The sequence below is a fragment of the Pedobacter hiemivivus genome (assembly GCF_005144565.1).
GTDB classification, from domain to species: Bacteria; Bacteroidota; Bacteroidia; order Sphingobacteriales; family Sphingobacteriaceae; genus Pedobacter; species Pedobacter hiemivivus.
Genome location: NZ_SWDX01000001.1, coordinates 457,371 through 478,718, shown reverse-complemented (window position 1 = coordinate 478,718; position 21,348 = coordinate 457,371). Strand labels below are relative to the sequence as shown.

General features: G+C 39.5%; 13 protein-coding genes. 7 read left to right on the top strand and 6 right to left on the bottom strand.

Going from position 1 to position 21,348, the window contains the following annotated elements:
• The first annotated feature begins 31 nt into the window (after nt 1–31).
• Nucleotides 32–2,119, top strand: a complete 2,088-nt coding sequence (locus FBD94_RS01710) for a PKD domain-containing protein (protein WP_136878850.1) — start codon at nt 32–34, stop codon at nt 2,117–2,119.
• A complete protein-coding gene (locus FBD94_RS01705; protein ID WP_136878849.1) occupies nt 2,107–4,830 on the top strand; it encodes a CHAT domain-containing protein in 2,724 nt (907 codons plus the stop codon). The genes FBD94_RS01710 and FBD94_RS01705 overlap by 13 nt, the downstream gene beginning before the upstream one ends.
• Here the strand turns inward: FBD94_RS01705 and glgB are convergent.
• The 3 genes from glgB to FBD94_RS01690 form a co-directional block, all read right to left on the bottom strand.
• Nucleotides 4,805–6,715, bottom strand: a complete 1,911-nt coding sequence (gene glgB / locus FBD94_RS01700; protein ID WP_131607626.1) for a 1,4-alpha-glucan branching protein GlgB — start codon at nt 6,713–6,715, stop codon at nt 4,805–4,807. The two genes, FBD94_RS01705 and glgB, sit on opposite strands and share 26 nt — an antisense overlap.
• Entirely contained in the window at nt 6,715–9,183 is a 2,469-nt protein-coding gene (locus tag FBD94_RS01695) for a glycoside hydrolase family 31 protein (protein WP_136878848.1), read from the bottom strand. Before FBD94_RS01695 ends, glgB begins: the two co-directional genes overlap by 1 nt.
• Before the next feature lie 167 nt (nt 9,184–9,350).
• On the bottom strand, nt 9,351–12,224 hold the full coding sequence (locus tag FBD94_RS01690; protein ID WP_235884342.1) for a TonB-dependent receptor: 2,874 nt from the start codon (nt 12,222–12,224) through the stop codon (nt 9,351–9,353).
• A 155-nt stretch (nt 12,225–12,379) separates the two neighbouring features.
• Here FBD94_RS01690 and FBD94_RS01685 point away from each other — a divergent pair, with 155 nt between their 5' ends.
• Genes FBD94_RS01685 through FBD94_RS01675 form a run of 3 tightly spaced genes read left to right on the top strand, consistent with a single transcriptional unit; the run spans nt 12,380 to nt 16,184 of the window.
• A complete protein-coding gene (locus tag FBD94_RS01685) occupies nt 12,380–14,818 on the top strand; it encodes a penicillin acylase family protein (RefSeq protein ID WP_136878847.1) in 2,439 nt (812 codons plus the stop codon).
• 4 nt (nt 14,819–14,822) lie between these two features.
• Nucleotides 14,823–15,173, top strand: a complete 351-nt coding sequence (locus tag FBD94_RS01680) for a hypothetical protein (protein WP_131607623.1) — start codon at nt 14,823–14,825, stop codon at nt 15,171–15,173.
• Between the two features lie 27 nt (nt 15,174–15,200).
• Nucleotides 15,201–16,184, top strand: a complete 984-nt coding sequence (locus FBD94_RS01675) for a LuxE/PaaK family acyltransferase (RefSeq protein WP_131607622.1) — start codon at nt 15,201–15,203, stop codon at nt 16,182–16,184.
• On the opposite strand, the gene FBD94_RS01670 is transcribed toward FBD94_RS01675, so the two are convergent.
• The 3 genes from FBD94_RS01670 to tyrS all read right to left on the bottom strand — a co-directional run bounded on the left by FBD94_RS01670 (nt 16,173) and on the right by tyrS (nt 18,496).
• A complete protein-coding gene (locus tag FBD94_RS01670; RefSeq protein ID WP_131607621.1) occupies nt 16,173–16,634 on the bottom strand; it encodes an RES family NAD+ phosphorylase in 462 nt (153 codons plus the stop codon). The genes FBD94_RS01675 and FBD94_RS01670 overlap by 12 nt on opposite strands.
• Nucleotides 16,634–17,110: a type II RES/Xre toxin-antitoxin system antitoxin gene (parS, locus tag FBD94_RS01665; protein WP_225874639.1), complete on the bottom strand. Its 477-nt coding sequence runs from the start codon at nt 17,108–17,110 to the stop codon at nt 16,634–16,636. Before parS ends, FBD94_RS01670 begins: the two co-directional genes overlap by 1 nt.
• Before the next feature lie 96 nt (nt 17,111–17,206).
• Nucleotides 17,207–18,496, bottom strand: coding sequence for a tyrosine--tRNA ligase (gene tyrS, locus FBD94_RS01660; RefSeq protein WP_131607619.1), 1,290 nt, complete (start codon nt 18,494–18,496; stop codon nt 17,207–17,209).
• A gap of 102 nt (nt 18,497–18,598) precedes the next feature.
• Here tyrS and FBD94_RS01655 point away from each other — a divergent pair, with 102 nt between their 5' ends.
• Entirely contained in the window at nt 18,599–19,279 is a 681-nt protein-coding gene (locus tag FBD94_RS01655; RefSeq protein WP_131607618.1) for an ACP phosphodiesterase, read from the top strand.
• 53 nt (nt 19,280–19,332) lie between these two features.
• Entirely contained in the window at nt 19,333–21,345 is a 2,013-nt protein-coding gene (ligA, locus tag FBD94_RS01650; protein WP_131607617.1) for an NAD-dependent DNA ligase LigA, read from the top strand.
• The last annotated feature ends 3 nt before the right edge of the window (nt 21,346–21,348 follow it).

Here is a 21,348-nt window from a genome sequence, read left to right as displayed (position 1 = left end):
TTACAATTATATTGCTAAATTCATTTTTAATATGAAAAGACCGCTACAATTACGCTTATTATTTTCTGCCACTATTTTAGCACAATTATTTGTCGTAACCGGAGGTTTTGCACAAACAAAACATCCAGTAGTCAATAAACCGGTCCCGGCTTTAATAGTGCCAACGGATACTGTTCCAGCTATCATTAACCATACGGTAGAAAATGGAGTGGTCAAGTTCAGCTCCGTTTTACGTCCACTTCGTCAGATTGCTGGTGCACCAGAACCCTTCTATAGCTATTTCTGGGAGTTTGGTGACGGACAATTCTCCTTCGAAAAAGAACCGCAACACATTTACCTGGATACCTTAAAACACGACGTACGCTTATTTGCTACCAATAGTTATGATGATGGTAAACGTCCGCCAACAAGACCGAAACCTTTAAAACCAGGCAGCAGTCGCCCCATACTTGCAGCAAATAAATTAACCCCAGAACAACAGTTTTTTAAATCAGGTGGATCTGTTGAAATGAAAACCAACTGTATGCCCAAACCCGGCGATGATATGATGTTGCTATTGGGTTACCGCAACAAGCCTGAAAATGGAGTGGCAAGCCTTAATGGCACCCTCTCCCTTTTATATAATGATAAAGAGTTTAATAAAGACAACTTTGAACTTGCGGAGGCCCGGACTTACCATAATGAGAAGAAGGCTTCGCTAGATAAATACGGGACAATAGCTGCATTGAAACTCAGCAACAATCAGCCCTTTTATGCAGCAATAAATGGCCCAAATACTCCAGAAGCTGACAATGTAGTATTTGACGCTGAGGGCACAGCCCTGATTAAAGAAAAGATGCTGGCTTATCGAAAAAATGAAAGCTGGAAATTTGAGAACTTAAAATCAGGTGAAGAGAAGTTTATTTTCCTAAATCTAAAAACTACTCCGGAGATGATTAAAGATACCAATGCAGTGGTAAAACTGACCGGTATGTTTATTCCAGATAACCCATTGGCGGTAACAGAATTTTTCACGATTGAGCTTCAGATTGTAGCCTCCCATGACCCCAACAAAATGATGTTAAAAAACAGTAGAATGAACTTTCGTTTTACTGGAAAAAACAAAAAACTCACTTATAAGGTAAGGTTTCAAAATACAGGCAAAGGCCCGGCAAAAAAGGTGGATGTTGGCGTTGCTATTGCCGAAATACTGGATAAAGGATCTATAGAAATATTGGATTCAAAACCGAAACTGATTTTAAGTAAAGACGCTTATGCAAACCAAAGCTGTTTGGATACAGTTAGCGTGGCCGACAGCATGCATTTTGTATTTAAAAATATTTACTTACCCGGTATGCAGCAAAAAGGTGTAAAAGATGCCGACTCTACCATGGGTTTTATCGAGTATAAAATTGGCTTTAAAGCAAAGCCTAAAAAGCTACCCTTTAAAAGTGGGGCCGCGATTGTTTTCGATAAAAATGAACCCATATATACCAATAGGGCCACAGGAAGATATAAAATGGGATTATCGCCCGGGATTATTGCCGGTTATGGTTTCCCTTTCAAAAATGGCAACACACCGTTTTCAGGTCAAAAGAACATCACCTTTGGTGTTAGCTTAGCTCCCTACGCACCACACAGATATTACTGGCAAGTTGAACTATATGCGAGTTCTTTTGCAGAAAAAGAATATCTAGTTAATCGAATGCCTGGCAATGACAGAATTGTCCCTATCGTGGTTGATGGTAGGCAGCAAGAGGCCAGACTTAAATATGCGGATAGCCTGGTGCGTGTAAAAGTGATTACCATCAATATCGTCCCAATCCAAATGCGTTATAATTTAAACAAATACGTTGGGGCAGGTATTGGCACCTTGGTCTCCTTTAATATTGATGAGCAGTCTACCCCTTCTAAACAGGGACTATTTGAACTTTTAAAAGCTACTGGCACTGCTGAGCCTGTTACGCTTAAAAAATCATTCGACAAAATCAGCAAGAGTTTTAACGATTTCCAGAATACGCTATTTACAGATGTACAGGTAGGAAAAGTACATGTGGGGCCTTCTATTGGTTTTAGGTATTTATATACCCTACAAGGATCTAACAACAGGTTAATTACATATTTAACATGGAAGTTTTAGCGAGAATCCTTCTTGTTTATCTTTCATTTTTTGGACTTGCTACTGCTACTGCCCAAACCTCAGTAAATGTTCCGCAGTCTATTACTAAAACATTAGACTCCTTAAAGAAACAGGATAACCTTTCTGATTGGCTATACACGAGGATTGATTACAGCTATGTCAATCCAAGGCAAAGCCTTTCTTTTTTGATGAATACGGAACAGGAGAGATGGCGTAAGCCTAAATCGACATCTGAAAAAGAAGCCTGGCTCATGCTACTGAGTAATCAGGGCTACAACCAGATGTATACCGGCAACATCCTAAACTCCATCAATTGCTACGAACAAGCTTATAATTATGTTGTTGAACATAAACTGAATGTAGAGGGGATTGCTGAATATGTTTTAAAGCCATGGGCAAACAACTATACCCGTTTGGGTGATTACGAAAAGGCACTTTTTATTCAGCAAAAAACGCTTGATCATGCCCTAAAAGAGCGCAATGATCCTTTGGCGATCTCGGTTTACAACAATATGGCCATATCTTACCGCTCTTTAGGTGATTTTAAAAAAGCGGAAGAATGCATCCACCTAGGCACAAAAAAAACGACGCCTACATCTGCTGCACTTGTGCTACTTGACAATACTTTGGCCGACATTTATAATGATAAAGATGAGCTTAGCCTCGCTGAAAAGATCATATCAAGGAACATTGTCCGTCAAAAACAACTTAAGCCAAACTTCGAATCTGCTTACTGGCTTTTAAGCAGTTACATCACCGCAGGCAATATCCAAAGTAAGAAACTAAACTTTGCTGTTGCACAAAACAACTACCTACAAGCCCTTGCGATTAACGATAAGTACTACAATGGGAATCGGTTACGCGAAAAGGCCTATATCTTTATCCAGTTGGGAAAAATTAAACTTGCTCAAAAACAGCCAAATCAAGCTATAACATATTTCAACCAGGTATTGAACACATTCGGTCTAGCGGATACGGCCTCAAAAGTCAATGTAGAAAGGGTGTTTGGCGACAACCGTCTGGTTGACTTATTTTACCAAAAGTCTTTAGCCTATGGCCAGCTAGGTAAAGACAAAGAGGCGCTTGAAAACATTCAACTTTCGCTGCTCGCTGCAGATAAGATTCGCTTTGAACTTGCGGATGTAAAGACAAAGCAACGTTTCCAGTCAGAAACTAAACAAATGGCAGAAAATGCGATTGGCATTGCTTTTAAATTACTTGCAAAAACTAAAGATCATCGTTTTGCAGAAATTATCGTAGACATTATTGAACAGACCAGAGCACGTACTTTACTGGATGATATCCGTAGAAATCAACAACAATTAACACTTTCCACAAAAGACCCATTATTTCAGGAAAAAGCAAAGCTTGAACAGGCAATAGCCTACAATGAAAAAGAATTGCTGCAAGGTGGAGAAAGCCCGAAAGAGATAGAAAAACGGAATAGCGAGCTTAAATTTAAACTGGAAGCGCTGGAGAAAAACATAACTCAACGCTACCCTTCATTGGCCCTAAGTAAAGACATTAAGACCGCTAATAGTTTGCTCAAACAATTGCCCCGCAGCGCCCACTTTATTGAGTTTTTCGCTGGCAACTCCCATCTATATGTAGCTGACATTTACAACAGACAAGTTAAACACGTCAAACGGGTTTCTAATGCACAACAGGTAAAAAAGGACATATCTGATTTTGTAAATACCTATTACCACAATGGCCCTACCGCCATGATGAACCAGCCTAAATCATTTTTCACTACCTCTAACCAAATTTACAAAACCTTGCTTGGTGGTTTTAATTTATCCAAAAATGAAAAGCTAATCATCATTCCCGATGAAGTGATCGGCTATCTTTCTTTTGACGGGATGATTACGAATGACAATTATCAACCCGATATAGCCAGCTGGCCATACCTTATCAAAGAGCTCTCCCTCTCTTACGCCTTTTCCATTCAAACCTGGATAAACCAATCGACCAAAAAGCTCAACCCTGGGCGCTTTGCCGGCTTATTTGTTACACATCAAAATAAAAACAAACAATTTATCCCTGCGGTGGCAAAAGAAGCCGAATCGATAGCGAAAATTGTGGACGGCAATTTTATGATGGATGAGGATGCCCGGGTAAAAGATTTTTTTAATGCCTTTGACAAGGCCAATGTATTGCACATCAGCACCCATTCTTATTCATCAGGACTACAAAAAGAACCGACCTTATCGTTTGATGATGAACCAGTATTCTTATTCGAATTATCGGCTAGAAAAACCGCACCGGATTTAGTGGTATTAAGCGCTTGCCGTACAGCTGATGGCATGATGAACACTGGGGAAGGTATCATCAGCTTAAGCAGAGGATTTGCAGCAATAGGAACGGGTGGAACAATCGCAGGATTATGGAATGTAAATGACCAGGCTGCATCAGAAATTACGACCAGCTGCTACCACAATATGTTGCAGGGACAAGCCATAAGCCTCGCATTACATCATGCAAAGTTAGACTGGTTACAAGACAAGCAAAGACCGGCACAGGAATATTTACCTTATTACTGGGACGCATTGGTTTATATGGGCTACGATAAAAAAGTAGCACTAAAACCTGCCGGTAATTCACTGGCCAACTATGGAAAACTTAGCGCACTGGTCCTAACTGCCTTTTTTGGCATTTACTACCTGATAAAAGTAAAAAAGAAGGCTATTTCTCCTGTTTCAAAATCGTAACCGCCAATGGAGGAACATTTAACAGAATGGAATATTCCCGGTTATGGCAACCTACTTTTTCTGGTTGAATTGATTTAGTGTTCAACTTCCCACTTCCAAAAAACTCCTTCGCATCGGTATTAAATATCTCAGTCCATTTAGCTTTAAATGGTAGTCCTACCCTATAATTCTCTCTGTAAACAGGTGTCAGGTTTAAGATTACAATCAATGTATCTTTTGCTTTTTTCCCTTTTCTGATGTAGATATAGATAGAATGTCTGGCATCATCAGCATTGATCCACTCAAAGCCTTCAGCAGAAAAGCTATGTTCGTATAAAGCAGGTTCGGAGGTATACAGTTTATTGATCGCTCTAACGGCCTTCTGCATGCCCAAATGAGGCGCGTGTTCCAGTAAATGCCAGTCTAGCGAGCTTTTAAAATCCCATTCATGAGTTTGTGCAAACTCATTGCCCATAAACAACAGCTTAGTTCCCGGATGCGTATACATATAAGCATACAGCACCCTTAGATTTGCAAACTTCTGCCATTCATCGCCCGGCATTTTGTAAATCATAGATGATTTACCGTGCACGACTTCATCATGTGAAAAGGGAAGCATAAAATTCTCACTAAAAGCATAGCTACTACTAAAAGTAAGCTGATAATGATGATATCTTCTGTTTATAGGATCATTTTTAAAATACTTTAGTGTATCATTCATCCAGCCCATCATCCACTTCATCCCAAAGCCCAGTCCGCCGCTATGTACCGGATGGGTAACCAAGGGATAGGTACTGCTTTCTTCGGCAATGGTATGCACCCCTTCATAATTACCATAAACGGCAATATTCAGGTCTTTCAGAAACTGGATGGCTCCTAAATTTTCGCTTCCACCAAATTCGTTAGTAGCAGCATCTCCTGCCTTACGCGAAAAGTCAAAATAAAGCATAGAAGCCACAGCATCTACCCGTAAGCCATCAATATGAAACTTATCCAACCAATACAGTGCATTGCTGATTAAAAAGGAACGGACTTCGTTTCTATCGTAGTTAAAGATATAAGACTTCCAATCCGGATGAAAGCCCTTTCGCATGTCCGCATGTTCGTATAAATGCGTGCCATCAAAATGATAGAGTCCATGCGCATCACCTGGAAAATGTGAAGGCACCCAGTCTAAAATAACGGCTATATCATTTTTATGTAGTTCATTAATCAAATACATAAGCTCCTGTGGAGTTCCGTGTCTGGAACTTGCAGCAAAATAGCCTGTGATCTGATAACCCCAGGATGGAAAATAAGGGTATTCCATTATAGGCATCAACTCCACATGGGTAAAACCCATATCGAGCAAGTAAGGCACCAAACTATTGGCGATTTCCACATAGGTCAATACGCGATCAGGCTCACCAGGATCCCGTTGCCAGGAACCGAGGTGTACCTCATAAACCGACATTGGTTTATTTAAGGCATTCAATTTAGGTCGCTTGCTTAACCAAGCTTTATCTTTCCATTTGTAATCGTTATCCCAAACAATAGAGGCTGTTTTAGGTGGATGTTCCCATCTTTTTGCATAAGGATCGCCCTTTTCAACTTCTTCTCCTCCAAATCCCTTAACCAGAAACTTATAGATTTCACCTTTCCCAACACCAGGAATAAAACCTTCCCAGATCCCAGAAACATCCAAACGTTTATTTAAGGGATGGCTAGACCTATTCCAGTCATTAAAATTTGCTATGACATGAACGGCCTGAGCATTTGGCGCCCAAACCGAAAAATAGGTCCCTGCTACATCGTCAACGCTAATAAGGTGGGCTCCAAACTTTTCGTAGAGCCGAAAGTGCTTGCCGGATATAAATAATGAAATGTCAAAGTCACTGAATAAGCTGTGGGCAAGCATTTCCTGCATTAGTTATATATTTTTATAGTGGTGAAATTCTTATTTGATTTGAAACGTAGGCAATTGTTTTCGTCGGTGCGATAATCTACAACATCCTTCTCATCAACCGTAATCTTATTTACATTAAATGGCAAGCCAACAACTTTATAATCATACAGCTCGTAATTAGGTGTATATAAACCATCAACACTTTGCTCAATCGTAAGCAGGTATTGGGTTCCATTCACACTAAACTTTTTCTCAGAATAGATATCCTGCTCGTAAGCAAAAGTATCTCCATGATCTTCAAACAAGAAAGAGTTTACTTCATAATCGGTGTAATATACATTTAATAATACCTCATCGATATTTTTTTCGCCTACATATTGCATCACCGGATATTCTGGAATTACTGATCCCGCCCTTACAAACAATGGCATATTCTCTAAAGGAGCTTGTACATTATGTTCACTTTCGCCTGTTAACACCTCGTGTGTCCAGAAATTGTACCACTTCCCTTTAGGTAGATAAACCGTGCGTGAAGTAGCTCCTTGCTCCAATACCGGGCATACCAATATTTTATCACCAAAGGTAAATTCATCCTGACGGAAGCTGGTGCTTGCATTTTCCTGCTCCAACATTACCAGTGGTCTAAGGATTGGGAATCCATAACGATGATGCTCCCAAAATACTGAATACAGGTAAGGCATTAACCGGTACCTTAACTCAATATAAGTCCTATTGATGCTGGTATAAGGCTCTCCAAAGCTCCATGGTTCGCGTTCTGCAGTATCTCCAGCCGAGTGGGCACGCATAAATGGAGAGAAGGTACCCAGCTGAATCCAGCGGGTAAACAATTCGCCATCAGGCTCTCCACTAAAACCGCCAATATCTGTTCCGCAAAAAGGCACTCCGGAAATAGACATACGCTGGCATTGGATGTTACCAATTTTTAAATGTTCCCATGTGGCTACGTTATCGCCTGTCCACACACAACCATAACGCTGCATACCTGAGTATCCCGCACGGGTTATGGTAAACGGACGTTTGTTACGCATTAATTTTTTGAGCCCATCATAAGTAGAGCGCACCATTTGCATACCATACACATTATGGGCTTTGCGATGCGAACCTCTATACCCCTCGTAATTGTGCCTTACATCGTTTGGAAAAGTACCTGAACCAAATACGGCAGGCTCATTCATATCATTCCATACGCCGGCAACGCCCATATCAACCAGTCCTTTATACAATTTACCCCACCATTCTCTAACTGCAGGATTGGTAAAATCAGGAAACTGACATCGGCCGGGCCATACATGCCCCTCCATAAAGTAATCGTCGCTACGGCGGCAGAAATAGTTATTCTCTTTGCCTTCTTTAAAAACCCAGTAATTATCGTCTACTTTAATCCCCGGATCGATCATCACCACGGTTTTAAAACCATCATTGGCCAATTCCTTAATCATCCGTTTAGGATCTGGGAAATGGCTTTTATTCCAGGTAAAGCAACGGTAGCCATCCATATAATCTATATCCAGATAAATGGCGTCACAAGGAATATTTCTAGACCTGAAACCATCGGCTATTTCTTTTACCTTCTTTTCTGGATAATAGCTCCACCTACACTGATGATAGCCTAATGCCCATTTTGGTGGCATTGGGTGAGTACCAGTCAGGCTTTGGTATCTTTTTACCACGTCCATTAAATGTGGACCGTGAATGTAATAATATTGAAGTTCTCCGCCGTCTGCCCAAAAACTGGTTTTTGATTGGTCTTCTTTACCAAAATCAAAATACGAGCGGAAAGTGTTGTCAAAAAATATCCCGTATGCAGCTTGATGATGCACACCGGTATAAAAAGGAATGGTACGATACAATGGATCCTGATCCCAACCAAAAGAATAGGCATCCGTATTCCAGTTTTGGAAATGTCGCCCTCTTAAATTCATATTTCCTGACTTATCACCAAGCCCAAAGAAATTCTCATCAGGAAGGCATTTTTTTGTCGCATACACGTAATAGCCACCAAATTCCACGTTCTCCTCCCAATGCATCGGCGAATCATCCTCACTCATCACCATTTGGCTTGCATTCTCGGTAAAGGATACATGGAAATCACTTTTCCTGATCTTACAGGTAATGGTATTGGTTGCGACAGTATAGCAGTCCTCCCGATCTTCCATTTTAAAAGTAGTCACCTTTTGGTCTACAACAGGCACTGCGTAAGAAAAATCGTCAAGAAAAACACCATGAGGTGCCAGTCGGACTCTAATGATCTCATCACTAACCACCCTAATTTCGACACGGGCATCACCATCTGAAAAATAAAACCTATTCCCTTCTACTAGTACTTGCTGTACCGCACTCAGGTATTTTTTTACAATTGGCTTAGGTCCTGAAACTGGATTATTTAAGTGTTGTACAGTTTCATCAACTTCCTGCCCAATATTTATATTTTCGTTTACTTCTTGCTGTTGTTTATTTAGCTCTTCCATGAAAACCCCCTTGATTAAAAAAAAAGAACGAATTTACTTCGTGTACTTTGTACAACTAAGGTGTTAAAATTTCTATTAAAACCAAAGGATTATTATGAGATAAAATTAGGGCAATAAAAAGGCCCTGACGTGAGCATCAGGGCCTTAAACCTTAGAAAAAGAATATTTTACGGATTAAATGTGTAAGATATATAGTAAAGCGCCCCTACCGCAGGGTTACCATATGAGGTGATATAATATTTATTTAAAATATTTGAACCACCTACTTTAACCATTGAGTTTACTGAAGGAATTTTTAAGTTAACCTGTGCATCAATAGTAGTGAATGCAGGAACGGTACCCGAAGCAAATGATGAATTCCAGAAAAATTCATCCTGCCAGCGGAAATTTACATTAAACCCAAAGGTCTTAATGATCTCTTTATTTCCAAGTCCTAGATTATAACGGACTTTAGGCGTATTGAAATCATTGAGGTAATCGGCAGGAAGATCACCGATCTCATTATAAGAAACGTTTCCGCTTAAATTATAATTTTTGCCCAGCAAATAATCAATTCCTAAAGCAGCACCGTAAGAGGTTACCTTTCCGGTAGCATTTACCGGAACCCCAAATTTAGGAAAAGGGTAAGTGCTACCCTGTTGCTGGTAGACTTCTACAGAAGTAATAAAATCTTTATACTTATTGTAATAAGCATAGGCATCGATTAAAAATTTAGGACCTAACAAGCCTTTATAACCAACTTCATAGGATTGGACACTTTCTGGACGAATACCTCTTGGATCAAACTCATAAGTTTTTAACAATGCTGGATTTGGAGCTCCTACGGCCAATGAAGCATCATATGCACGATAACTAACATCGGTATAAGGTTTATTGGTGGTCAGCATGTTATACTTGTTCAACATGTCAGGTAGACCACCGATTAGTCGTTGACGACCACCAGCTACCGACAAATCTATGTACTGATTTTGTGTTGTTGGGTTACGATATCCCGTTTGGTAAGATACACGAATGTTATTGTTCGGTGCTACAGTAAGTACACCTGAAATTCTTGGCGTAAAGCGCCCTTCAAAATTGGTGCTTTTGTCATACCGTCCTGATAGAGACAATTTAAACTTCTCATTAAATAGTTTTTTTGCCACTTGTGCAAAAGCGCCATACTCATTGATATCTATCTTATCATTAAGATCGTCAAAAATAGTTCCACCTGAACGCAATTGATAAATTCGATAAGAACCACCAACCTGCAGTTCAACAACATTGTTTAATGCGTTTGAAAAGTTATACAATCCCTCATAATGGTAAAGATTAGTTTTATCATCGAATTTCGCACCTAACCCTGATGAAATGGTATTGTTAATAATACCACTTTTAGCTGTCTCAAATTGAGGTGTGCCTGGCATAAAACGTCCTTGATCAGCCACCCCTCTTGCAGCTGCATGAGCTGCATCATTGTTAGCTCCACCACCAAGGGCATTTCCATATGCCAATGCATACTGTGCAAACCAACCCGAGGTCGGATCAGAAGCTGGACCACTACTGGGACGATAAGCTTCATTAATAAATGAACCAAGTATAGAAGATATATATGAATCTCCCGAACGTTCCTGGGTTGTGTAACCTCTTACAAAGAAATCCTCTCCTTTTAGCTCTAATTTGAACTGACCAATGCTAAAATTACGTAAAGAATAACGATCAGAACCCGTATAAACAGAGGTACCTGTACCCCAGGCTGCATGTGCAATAGCTTCTATCGTTGGTGTAAGCTTGTAATGAAGAGATCCTGACGCCTTTAACGACTGAGTGTCATAATCCACCAGGTTAGCTTCGTTATAACCTGTTCTTGAAACACTTTGACTGGCTATAGTACCTTTATTTAAACCGTACAATACGCCCAAGAATGGAAGTGCCGGACTGCCTGCAAGGGCTGCTTTGATGTTATTAAAAGGTACATTCGCATTAATTAAGCCATTGATTTGCGCATATCCTGCCGGAGATTGAGCGGCAAATCCTCCAGCCAGACTCCTGGCAGCTAAAAGTAAATTTGCATTAACCTCGTCACCGTATACGTTTATACCGTCATAGTTTGGATCAGAAGCCCGGTCGCCAGATTTAAATGTACGTGCTGCACGATCAAAATTACTGTCGTTATCAGCCTGCCAGTCTTTAGCCTGCAAGAATGAAAAAGTCGCTTTTACGGCGAACTTATTGTTCCATGCTTTAGCCATACGTACATCCAGTTGATTAAACTGCTGGTTACCCGTATTGTCGTCATTTAAGTGATTGACACCTGTTTTAAAAGAAAAACTAGGGCCCTGATAGTTAAATGGACTTTTTGATGTCATTAACATAGTTCCATTTATACCACCTGCACCATACAATGCTGAAGATGCCCCAGGCAATAGTTCCACATTATCTACATCAAGATCTGAAAGTCCTATGATATTACCCACCGAAAAATTCAATCCCGGAGCCTGGTTATCCATTCCATCCACGAACTGATTGAAACGGTTATTACCATTCGAGTTAAAACCCCTGGTATTAATAGATTTAAAGGTTAAACTCTGCGTACTGATTTCTACTCCTTTCATGTTCGTTAGCGCATCATAAAAAGAAGGGGCAGAAAGCTCTTTAACTGCGCTTTGCCCCATGCGTTCGACTGATACCGGAGATTCAAGAATCCGCTCCGGTGTTCTGGATGCCGAAATAACAACCTCCTGTCCAAGAATAGCCACCTGCTCCAGCTCTGTCATTATCCCGGAAGTATTTCCTGTAATCTCCCTTTCAACTGAAGCATACCCGAGAAAAGAAATAACCAGGCTAAATGGAGCTTTTCGAGTTGTACTAAATGAATACCTGCCATTCGCATCTGTTGCCGTTCCGCTTGTAGTGCCTTTTACTGTGATACCAACACCTAGTATTGGTTCTCTGGTCAGTTTATCGATAACTGAACCACTAATTAAAACACTTTGTGCAGACACCGTTAGCCCGGTAATGCAGAATAAAAGTGTAAAAATCGCGTTAGTAAACATTTTACTCATACTTTATTTTCGTTAGTTAAATCTTAACATAAACTTAATTAAATTTTTGACATTACCAAATATTTTTCAATTAAATATTTTGAGGACAAAATCTGGTTATTCGTTGGATTTCAATTAAGTTTTATGTTAAATTGCCATAGCAAAACATCCGGTTTATGAAGAATAGAGTAAGAGCTTCCATTTGCATTATCATCCCTTTATTACTAACATATACTTTTAATACAAAATTTGGCAATGTGCCACCGGTTCTAAAATTCTTGAACCCATTTACTGGCTTCTGGCAAAATGCCGAATCAACAACTGTAAAAGCAAATCGAAAGATTATTTTAAAGGGTGCACATCAAAATGTAGATATCGCATTTGACGACCGCATGATTCCCCATATTTTCGCAAAAAATGATCATGATATATATTATGCTCAGGGATATGTGACGGCAATGCATCGCTTATGGCAAATGGACTTTCAAACCCGATTTGCAGCCGGCAGAATATCAGAAGTAGTTGGCAAAAAAGCTATCGAACTGGATAAATATCAGCGTAGAATGGGCATGGTTTTCGGTGCAGAACGATCATTAGAAGGAATGATGAGCGATCCTAAATCCAAAGAAATGATACTCGCCTATACCGCGGGCATCAATGCATATATACATTCCTTATCAAAAGCACAATTGCCAATTGAATATAAAATTCTGGATTTTAAACCTGAGGACTGGAGCCCACTAAAATGTGCATTATTACTGAAACAGATGTCGGCCGTTTTAGCCATGGGCTCCGACGAGTTTTATATGACCAATATCAGAAACAAATTTGGCACTGATGTAGTAAAAGACCTTTTCCCAGATTATCCTTTTAAAGAAGATCCAATTATTCCTGTTGGCACAAAATGGAGTTTCGATCCAGTTCCAACACCCCAGGTTCCTGCATCTTTTAATGAAGCGGTTACTGGAACAATAAAAACAAAACAAAAAGTAGAGGGAATTGGCAGCAACAACTGGGCGCTATCTGGTTCAAAAACAGCTTCAGGGCTACCTATACTGGCAAACGATCCACATCTAGATTTATCACTTCCTTCTATTTGGTACCAGATCCAGTTACATGCACCTGGTCTAAATGCCTATGGGGTATCTCTACCAGGAGCCCCAGGTATTATTATAGGTTTTAACAAAAACATTGCTTGGGGTGTAACTAATGTAGCAGCTGATGTGCTTGATTTTTACCAAATAAAATTCAAAGACAACACCCATAAAAGTTATTGGTACAACAATCAATGGAAAAATACCAGCATCCGATTGGAAACCATTGTCATTAAAAATGACAAGAACATCATAGACACTGTATTTTACACCCACCACGGCCCGGTAGTATACTTACAGGAAGCAAAGGATTTCTCTAAAGCAAAAAATATCCCCATAGGGAATGCCTTACGGTGGATTGCACATGAAAGATCTAATGAACTCAAAACCTTTTACCTTTTAAACAGGGGAAAAAACTACAATGATTACCGCAATGCGCTAACCTATTACACTGCCCCAGCTCAGAACTTTGTTTTTGCATCAGCAGAAAATGATATTGCCATCACTGCAAACGGAAAATTCCCACTTAAATGGAAAGATCAAGGCAAATTTATCCTGGATGGAACCGATCCTAAGTATGACTGGCAGGGATGGATTCCTACGTCGCAAAATCCTACAGTTAAAAATCCAGCTAGAGGGTTTGTAAGCTCTGCAAACCAGTCTTCGACTGACAAAACCTATCCTTATTATATTAACTGGGAGTTTAGTCCATACGAACGCGGCAAGCGTATAAATGACAAGCTAACGGCAATGAATAAAGCTACAGCGGACAGTATGATTAATATGCAAACTGATAGCTATAGCATTCATGCACAGAATATCCTTCCTTCGATTCTGTCAATGGTAGACAAAAGCAAACTCAATGCAACTCAAAAAGAAGCACTCCGGTTTGTGTCCACATGGAATAAATATTATGAAGCAAATTCAATATCAGCAAGCATATTTGATTTCTGGACTAAACGGCTTCAGTTTGATGTATGGGACGATGAATTTAATGTCGCCAATATCCCGATGCGCTATCCATCGAGAGACCGAACGGTGCAACTTATCTTAAATGAGCCTAACTCCAAATGGGTAGACAATGTAAATACCCCTAAAAAAGAAACACTTTCGGATTTAGTAAACGAAGCCTTTAAATATAGTTGTGATAGTCTCGAAAGAAAGTACGGTCCGATAGGAAAATCATGGGAATGGGCCAATGTAAAACACACCAACATCCCGCATCTCGCAAAAATACCTGGATTTGGGTCCAAAGTGCTCCTAACAGGGGGTGGTAAAATGACCATCAATGCATTAAATGAAGGCAATGGTCCTTCCTGGCGGATGGTAGTAGAATTAGGCAAAATGCCGAAAGGTCATGGGGTGTATCCTGGTGGGCAATCGGGCAATCCTGGCAGTCCTTTTTACGACAATATGATCGATAAATGGGCAAGTGGCAAGCTATATGACTTGTTTTTCATGCAATCGGCTACCGATACTACCGCCAAAATAATTTCTCAATTAAAAATATCCAAAAAATAGCAATATGGTATTTATAGTGATCCTTATTCTTTCCTTTTTACTCCAGATGGTATTGCCATGGTGGATCATTGTCATCATTTCTTTTGTGACCTGTGGCTTAATTGGCAAAACAAGCAAAATAGCCTTATGGGCACCTTTTTTCGCTATTTTGTTATTGTGGACAGCAGTAGCCCTTTTTAAAAGTCTGCCGAATGACAATGTACTGGCCATGAGGGTTGCCCAAATGTTCGGTGTACAAGCTTGGTGGCTCATTTTAGTCCTTACGGCTTTGCTTGGTGCTTTTACCGCTGGCATTAGCGGCTTTTGTGGATACCATTTCAGAAAAGCCGTACTTGTAACTAAAACGAATCCTTAATTAAAAATTGTTACGTATTTTTGCCTCGTGACTGATCTGACAAAGCAAATCTTTTCTATCAGCAATGTGCGTGAGTTTGAACAAACCAGCCTTGCTATATTTAAACACCAGGCCAAAAATTGCCAGGTTTACAAAGCATACATTTCAAATCTGAGGATAAATCCAGAGGATATAACCAGCTCATCACAGATCCCATTTCTGCCCATCAGTTTTTTTAAAACACATGAGGTGCTCAGCGCTACTGATACTACTGAGATTGTATTTAGCAGTTCGGGCACCACAGGAATGGTACAAAGCCGACACTTGGTTACCGATGTTAAAGTATACGAACAAAGTTTTAATACGGCCTTTGAGCAGTTTTATGGAAAGATAGAAAACACTTGTTTACTTGCCCTACTGCCTTCTTACCTCGAAAGAGACGGTTCATCACTGATATACATGGTTGACGCCTTGTTAAAGCAAAGTAAACATCCCGACAGCGGTTATTTCCTTCATAATCATGATGATCTATACAAAAGACTTCAAAAGCTACAGGAAGCCAATCAAAAAACCATATTAATAGGTGTTACTTATGCTTTATTGGACTTTATCGAACAGCATAAACTGCATTTTCCCAATCTGATCGTCATGGAAACCGGGGGGATGAAAGGCAAAAGAAAAGAAATGGTCCGTGAAGAACTCCATCAGCTTTTGCAGGGGGGATTTGGAGTAAACACCATTCACAGTGAATATGGTATGACTGAATTGCTATCACAAGCTTACTCTTCTGGGATTGGCATTTTCAACTGTCCGCCTTGGATGAAAATCTACCTTCGTGATACCAATGACCCTTTGAGTTTGGCCCCCAATAACAGAACAGGTGGAATTAATGTTATAGATCTGGCCAATATCAACTCCTGCTCTTTTATTGCAACACAAGATTTGGGAAGGTTATTTCCAGATGGTTCATTTGAAGTCTTAGGCCGTTTTGACAATGCCGATATTAGAGGCTGCAACCTGCTAGTTGGCTAAATATAATCGCTTATCAAATAAAAACGGTTTGCTATCTACAATCTTCACCTTAGCTAAAAGAGGGTGATTTACATTTAAAACGTAGTTATATTCATCTTCAACAATTGCCGATGGGACTTTTAGCAACAAAGCACTATTGCTTTTTGCAAAGACATCTCCCTTTTTCTTTAACAAAGATGGAGAAGGGAAACTGTTCCAATTTTTGGGTAAAAGATGCCTTTCTAATTCTTCAATGCTGTCCTCAGGAACTTCAAAAACAGTCATACAAAAACTCTCAGGATCTTGTATAGTTGTTAAATGCGCCAATACTTCAAGGGCTGCCAATGCTCTGCTACTGGCCAAATACAACATAGGTACGCCTACACTGTTCCAGCGTCCACCAAACAATCTGGCACCTTCACCACTCATATCCCTGGCTCTTTTACAAAGCGAAATTCGGTATAGCAACATTAGCTAAAAACGCCGTATTCTATGCGACCAAGTGTTTGTAAGATCAACTCAAAGCCTATAGAGGTATCCAAAAGATTTAAAGGTGTTTCTCCGTTTAAGGTATAATTTGGCGTTTTCATCCAGTCATTAAAATTATCCAGCGTACCAAAAACCTCTGTACCGCGTTGATACAACCGGGCCAGTTCTATGGCCTTTTCGGCGTGTTCGGTTTTAATGAGTGTAGAAGGGGTATAACGCTGTAGCGTACGCTCTGAGATATGCATAATATTGGCCACCTCCTGAATGGTAAGGGAAATTTGTTTGACAAGGCTTACCAATGCCTTTTTAGAAACTCCCTTACGAGCAAGATTTAACAGATCGAAATCTGTTGATACCGAATAATTACTACCTAACAGCCCTATTAATGAGGTTTGATTTAGCGCCCCATAAGCTACGGCTGGTTCTGATACGGTGTTGGTTTGTGCTTTCTTTTTCATATATATCAGACATTACACACAAATATACGTATTTTTGTCCGATAAACCAACACCTCAGCCAAATATAAATACCCTAATCTTAGCTAATTCACATAATTATGAATTAGCGATCAGCAAATAGTAGTTCTTTTTACCTTTTTGAACGATGATAAATTTATCATTCAAAAGGTCATTTGTACTCAGTTTATCTGCCGGATCTTTCAATTTTTCTTTATTTACAGACACGCCACCACCTTGTATCAATTTCTTCGCTTCGCCTTTTGAGGCAAAAACGCTTGATTTTTCAGCCAATAAGGTCGCTGCATCCATGCCGTCTGCTAATTCTGTTTTTGAAATTGAAAATTGAGGAATGCCTTCAAATATTTCTAGAACCTGAGCCTCAGACAACGTTTTGAAAAATTCCAATGAACCATTTCCAAACAAGAATTCAGAAGTTTTTATTGCAGTTTCTAACGCTTCTTCAGAATGGGTTCTGATGGTAATATCTTCTGCCAAAGCTTTCTGCAAAATACGAAGATGAGGGGCCGCATTATGCTCAACCTCAAGCGCTTCAATTTCTTCTTGTGTTTTTAAAGTAAAGATCCTAATCCACTTTTTGGTATCCTCATCAGAAGCATTTAACCAAAATTGGTAGAATTTATATGGAGACGTTTTTTTAGGATCTAGCCATACTGCACCACTTTCAGTTTTACCGAACTTGGTACCATCTGCCTTTTTAATCAATTGAGTAGTGATTGCAAAAGCCGTTCCAGCATCCTTACGTCTGATCAACTCTGTTCCGGTAACGATATTACCCCATTGATCCGAACCACCCATCTGAATAAGACAGTTCATATTTTTCCATAAATAGTAGAAATCATACCCTTGGATCAATTGGTAGCAGAATTCTGTAAAAGAAAGTCCTGAATCCCCCTCAAGACGTCTTTTCACACTATCCTTAGCCATCATATAGTTGACGGTAATGTGCTTACCAACATCCCTGATAAAGGTAAATAGGTTCATATCTTTAAACCAATCGGCATTGTTTACCATCACGGCACCATTACCACCCTCTGCAAAGTTTAGGAATTTAGAAAGCTGTGCCTTCATTCCTGCAAGATATAAATCAATGATTTCTTCGGTTTGAAGATTTCGTTCGTCAGATTTCCCAGAAGGATCACCAACCATTCCGGTAGCCCCACCTACCAAAGCATAAGGTTTATGTCCGGCGCGCTGGAAATGAATAAGCGTCATGATCTGTGTAAGGTGTCCTATATGCAGAGAGTCTGCAGTCGGATCAAAACCTATATAGCCAGAAGTCATTCCTTCACTTAACTTTTCTTCAGTGCCAGGCATCATATCCTGTAACATGCCTCTCCAGCGTAACTCTTCAACGAAATTGGTCATTATATTCTACTTTTGTTCGCAAATATAGGAAAAGCTAGGTTATCTAAAATTTGATAGCCGCTTAAAATGGCTTATTGAACAATAATCGCTATTTTTAGCTCCATGAACTTCTTGTCCCATTTTTATTTTGAAAGAAATAATCCAGATGAAAATATGGTATTGGGAGTTGTATTGCCAGATTTCATTAAAAATGCGCATAAGGATTACAACCTATACCCACTCAAAATCAGGCATCTTTTTGAAAAAGAACCACATCAGGCTTCCATATTAAACGGTTGGAAGAAACATATAGATGTAGATCAGATTTTTCACTCTTCTCCATTCTTTCAGCAACATACCAATGAATTGAAACAGTTAATACTTCCATGTTGCGAAAACAGTCCGGTTAAACCGTTTTTTTTAGCACACATTGGATTAGAGCTGGTTTTGGATCATTTACTAACTGTAGATGGATTGGTCAACATCAATACCTTTTACGATCAACTGAGTAGGGCAAATAAAACAGCATTAAACGACTTCCTACAAACCTCTTCTTTAGAAGATACGGAAGTATTTTTTAAATTCCTCAACAGTTTCATTTCCAGCAGGTATCTCCTCAGTTATCAAAAAATAGAAAACATAGCTTATGCGCTTAACCAAATCTGTAAGCGCTTATGGAACAATCCATTTACAGATACTCAGCTATCCGAATTGACAGTACAGCTTGATCAATTTAAAGACACCCTTAGAAATGACTATTTATCCATTTTTAAGGATATTGAAGAGCAGTTAAAGACGAAGTAAAAAAATCCGCAAATCTAAATCAGCTAAATAGCTAATTTGTATCTTCGCAAACTATGTCACAATTAGAGGTAAAAGACAAAATGGAAGCGTTGGTTAAGGAGCTTAATCAACACAGTTACAATTATTATGTGTTGGCTATGCCCACCATTGCTGATTATACTTTCGATCAAAAACTGGAAGAGCTCCATCAACTTGAACTGGCACATCCTGAATTTGCCGACCCCAACTCCCCTACGCAAAAAGTAGGTGGAGAAATCACGAAGACCTTTACTACGGTAAAGCACAAATGGCCTATGTTGTCATTGGGTAATACCTATAACGAACAGGATTTAAGGGATTTTGATGAACGGATAAAAAAAGCTATTGGTGAAAACTTTGAATATGTATGTGAACTAAAGTTTGATGGACTATCTATTAGTTTAACTTACGACGGTTCGAAATTGGTAAGAGCAGTAACGCGCGGCGATGGTACCAAGGGTGATGATGTAACTACCAATGTTAAAACGATCCATACCATTCCTCATCAATTAAAAGCAGATGCTGCTCCACCCTTGTTTGAAATTAGGGGTGAGATTTTTATGCACCGTGCGGCTTTTGAACGATTGAATAGAGAACGTGAAGAGTTAGGAGAAGTACAATATGCCAATCCTAGAAATTTTGCTGCCGGCACCGTTAAAATGCAAGACTCAAAAGAAGTCGCTAAACGTCCATTGGATTGCTTTTTATATTCATTAAACACAGATAAAGACTACTTTAAAACGCATTGGGAAAGTTTACAAACTTTAAAAAAATGGGGTTTTAATGTATGTGAACATACCAAACTAACCAATAACATTGATTCCGTACTAGAATTTATCCAACATTGGGAAAATGAACGTTTCAAGTTATCGTACGACATCGATGGAATCGTGATTAAAGTAAATAGCTATGCACAACAACAAGAATTAGGCTTTACAGCCAAATCTCCACGTTGGGCTATTTCCTACAAATACAAAGCGCAAGAAGTGGAAACAATTCTGGAAAAGGTGACCTATCAGGTAGGCCGAACTGGAGCTGTAACCCCAGTAGCCAACCTAAAACCAGTACAACTTGCCGGAACAACGGTAAAGCGGGCTACCCTGCACAATGCAAATGAGATAGATCGGTTAGATTTGCACGAAGGCGACAGTGTGTTTGTTGAAAAAGGTGGAGAAATTATTCCCAAAATCATTCAGGTAAACCTGGATAAACGCGAGCCAAATGCAAAAAGAATTATATATCCTACAGTTTGCCCTGAATGCGGCTCAGAACTCATTAGAAAAGAAGGTGAAGTCGCCTTTTATTGTCCAAATGACGAAGCCTGTCCCCCACAAATAGTCGGAAAAATCCAACATTTCATCGGCAGAAAAGCAATGAACATTGATGGATTAGGCGATGAGACGATTGAAACATTTTATCAGCGCGGCCTGGTTAACCACATCAGCGATCTGTATACCTTACATGAAAAAGCAGAAGATCTAAAAACATTGGAGCGCTTTGGCGAGAAATCTATTGAGAACATGCTAAAAGGCATCGAACTATCTAAACTAATGCCTTTCGAGAAAGTGTTATTCGGACTTGGTATCAGATATGTAGGTGAAACTGTTGCAAAAAAACTAGCCTTTGGCACAAAAAATATCGACAACCTGGCAACAGCTACCTTAGAAGACTTGGTGAGCATTGACGAAATAGGTCAACGCATCGCTGAGAGCATCATTGAGTATTTTGGGAAACCCGAACATATACAGCAAATAACGCTTTTAAAATCGTATGGTTTGCAGTTTGAAGCCGTAGAAAATGAAATTACATTACAAAGTGATAAGTTAACTGGAAAAACATTCGTAATTTCAGGCGTTTTTGAAAACTATAGCAGAGAAGAGCTCAAAAACATGATTGAAAGTAATGGTGGTAAGATATTAAGTGGCATCTCTGCGAAACTTAATTATCTTGTTGCCGGAGATAATATGGGACCATCTAAACTGGAAAAAGCAAAAAAATTGAATGTACCGCTTATTTCAGAAGATGATTTATTAGAGCTATTGAAGTAAAGA

Bases quoted from the DNA above. Each gene is read 5' to 3' on its own strand.
- FBD94_RS01710 (WP_136878850.1), top strand. From the start codon at position 32: ATGAAAAGACCGCTACAATTACGCTTATTATTTTCTGCCACTATTTTA.
- FBD94_RS01705 (WP_136878849.1), top strand. From the start codon at position 2,107: ATGGAAGTTTTAGCGAGAATCCTTCTTGTTTATCTTTCATTTTTTGGA.
- glgB (WP_131607626.1), bottom strand. From the start codon at position 6,715: ATGCAGGAAATGCTTGCCCACAGCTTATTCAGTGACTTTGACATTTCA.
- FBD94_RS01695 (WP_136878848.1), bottom strand. From the start codon at position 9,183: ATGGAAGAGCTAAATAAACAACAGCAAGAAGTAAACGAAAATATAAAT.
- FBD94_RS01690 (WP_235884342.1), bottom strand. From the start codon at position 12,224: ATGAGTAAAATGTTTACTAACGCGATTTTTACACTTTTATTCTGCATT.
- FBD94_RS01685 (WP_136878847.1), top strand. From the start codon at position 12,380: ATGAAGAATAGAGTAAGAGCTTCCATTTGCATTATCATCCCTTTATTA.
- FBD94_RS01680 (WP_131607623.1), top strand. From the start codon at position 14,823: ATGGTATTTATAGTGATCCTTATTCTTTCCTTTTTACTCCAGATGGTA.
- FBD94_RS01670 (WP_131607621.1), bottom strand. From the start codon at position 16,634: ATGTTGCTATACCGAATTTCGCTTTGTAAAAGAGCCAGGGATATGAGT.
- parS (WP_225874639.1), bottom strand. From the start codon at position 17,110: ATGAAAAAGAAAGCACAAACCAACACCGTATCAGAACCAGCCGTAGCT.
- tyrS (WP_131607619.1), bottom strand. From the start codon at position 18,496: ATGACCAATTTCGTTGAAGAGTTACGCTGGAGAGGCATGTTACAGGAT.
- FBD94_RS01655 (WP_131607618.1), top strand. From the start codon at position 18,599: ATGAACTTCTTGTCCCATTTTTATTTTGAAAGAAATAATCCAGATGAA.
- ligA (WP_131607617.1), top strand. From the start codon at position 19,333: ATGTCACAATTAGAGGTAAAAGACAAAATGGAAGCGTTGGTTAAGGAG.